This is a genomic window from Paenibacillus maysiensis (assembly GCF_000520815.1).
In the GTDB taxonomy this organism is placed as follows: domain Bacteria; phylum Bacillota; class Bacilli; order Paenibacillales; family Paenibacillaceae; genus Paenibacillus; species Paenibacillus maysiensis.
In genome coordinates, this window is record NZ_ASRY01000245.1 from 1 (window position 1) to 2,263 (window position 2,263).

Genomic DNA, 2,263 nt, shown 5'->3' on the forward strand with positions numbered 1-2,263 from the left:
TTCGTGCACGGCGCTTTGGAGGAAAACTAGAATTGCCCCAATATTTGGTACACAACTAATTGGAAGCAGCCTCGTACAACTTAGATGAACATATTAACAACGAGGTGATGACAGCATGACCATCAACAAGGGAGTATCGCTGGCTCTGCTGGCTGTATCGCTGCTCCAAGCGAATCCGTCTTATGCGGAGTCGGTGCCGCTGACTCCAGTGACGGCCGTCTATCTGGACGACCGCCCGCTTCAGCTTGCCGCCCAGCCGCTGCTGCTGAGCGGGACAACGCTCGTCCCCATGCGCCAGTTGTTTGAGGTGCAAGGAGCCGGGCTTTCCTGGAACGGATCCAGCAAAACCGTAACGGCAACCAAAAACGACACGGTGCTGACCTACCGCATCGGAGAACTCACCGCCACCCTAAACGGCAATCCGCTGTCCCTGAATGTTCCCGGACGGATTGTTGAGGGCAACACGATGATTCCACTGCGTTTTGTAAGCGAAGCACTTGGAAGCACAGTGAAGTGGGATGCCCTGACCCGGACGATCCGAATTGTCTCTAGGAACGATTTTTTCACAACAGTCCTTTCCGGGGTCAACCTGCGCAGCGAGCCGGATTCATCGGGAGCTTCCCCTTCCCTGCGGCTTATTTCAGGCGGCGAAAAGGTTCATGTCATCCGCGAGGTCAATGCCCTCTGGCTGGAAGTGCGTACTAAAGACAACCTGACCGGATACATATCGGCAAAACCAAAATACAGCGATTATAACAGCCCATCGCTGGCGGAACGGCAGGGAGATGAACTGATCGCCTACGGGGAGAAATTCCTCGGTACCCCTTATGAATTCGGCGCAGCAACCGGCCAGACATCGACCTTTGATTGTTCTTCTTTTGTGGGGGAAGTGTTCCGGCATACGCTCTCCATCGACCTCCCCCGTGTCTCTTACGATCAGGCTAAAGAAGGCCGGAAGGTCGGGCTGAACGAGCTGCGCAAAGGTGACCTGCTGTTCTTCAGCGCACGCGGGCTGGAGATCGGCCATGTAGCTATCTATGCGGGAAACAACAAATTGCTGCATACGTTCTCCAAAGAACGCGGCGTTCATTTTGACACGCTTGACGACAAATGGCAGAAACGGTTCGTAACGGCCCGCAGGCTTTTTTAGGACGAACCGGGCAGCGAATAACAGTAGGCTTTTTCATGGTCCGTAATGGTCAGGCAGATCCCGCCATGGTGCTCCTGATTGTGCCACCCAGAACACCCATTCATTATCTTCTGATTGCCTTTTGCCGGACGCCTCCCTTGGGGTTTGCGTTCAGGCGGCAAGAGGTCTTCATTCGTTCCCAATTGTTCGACACGTAATTCGTACCATCTTCTCATATGGGAAGGAACAAATCCCTTTAACTGCATAGGACTTGAGCTCAGACACAATTGGGAACATGCATAGGGGATACAGATTTTCACACTGGATAATCCAGGTTGGTCTATATTCTTGATCTAGAAGGAACGATACTAGCTGAAAAAGATTTTGAACCGATATCTATGGAACGAAGTGAATCCAATTGGATTCATTATAAGATGGCGGGGACAACCTTTAAAGGCTACGGTGGCGTACAAAATTTGAATGAGTTGTTAATTGTTTTTAAAAACCGGGTAGAGTCTTTGGAATATAGACAGGTGCAAATTGAGACAAATCGGCTCATCATTCGTGATATTTGCAGATCCGATTGGGAAAGTATACATACGTACACTTCATTGCCTGAAGTCACTAGGCACATAGCATGGGGACCGAATACAGAAGAAGCTACAAAGGCGTATATAGAACAAGTTCTAGCTTCACAGCAGGAACAGCCAAGACAAGATTACGAACTAGCATTTGTCTGAAAAACGATGGAATCCTGATCGGCGGTATTGGTATTCATGTCAAAGATACTAACGCAGAAATGGGTTATGTTTTAAATCCAGATTATCAAGGAAATGTCCACCATAACCTGCTACACCTTCATATCCACCCATGGCTTGAACCTCCTTTATTTGTAATACAACATAATATATGCACAAATACATCGGAGGAAAAGGCATACAGGTGAAGATTACTAAGGCTCTACCGGATACATACCGGTAGAGCCTTTTATACGAAACAAGGATTGGGCGTTACCGGTTCCTCCAGCTAAGTTCCCACAGATCCCTTTTACCGATACTATCTGTTTTCGTATATGTTGAGTTTAATAAAGTTTATATAGGACATTTCGTGAATAAAAAATCCTTTTAGGAACAG

2 protein-coding genes are annotated in these 2,263 nt (G+C 48.3%); both read left to right on the forward strand.

Annotated features, from left to right (window positions below):
• The first annotated feature begins 115 nt into the window (after window positions 1-115).
• Window positions 116-1,150 (forward strand): C40 family peptidase, encoded by a 1,035-nt coding sequence (locus tag L696_RS0117455; protein ID WP_025684789.1) that lies wholly within the window; start codon window positions 116-118, stop codon window positions 1,148-1,150.
• A gap of 314 nt (window positions 1,151-1,464) precedes the next feature.
• A complete protein-coding gene (locus tag L696_RS32025; protein WP_245233386.1) occupies window positions 1,465-1,869 on the forward strand; it encodes a GNAT family N-acetyltransferase in 405 nt (134 codons plus the stop codon).
• Window positions 1,870-2,263 lie beyond the last annotated feature (394 nt).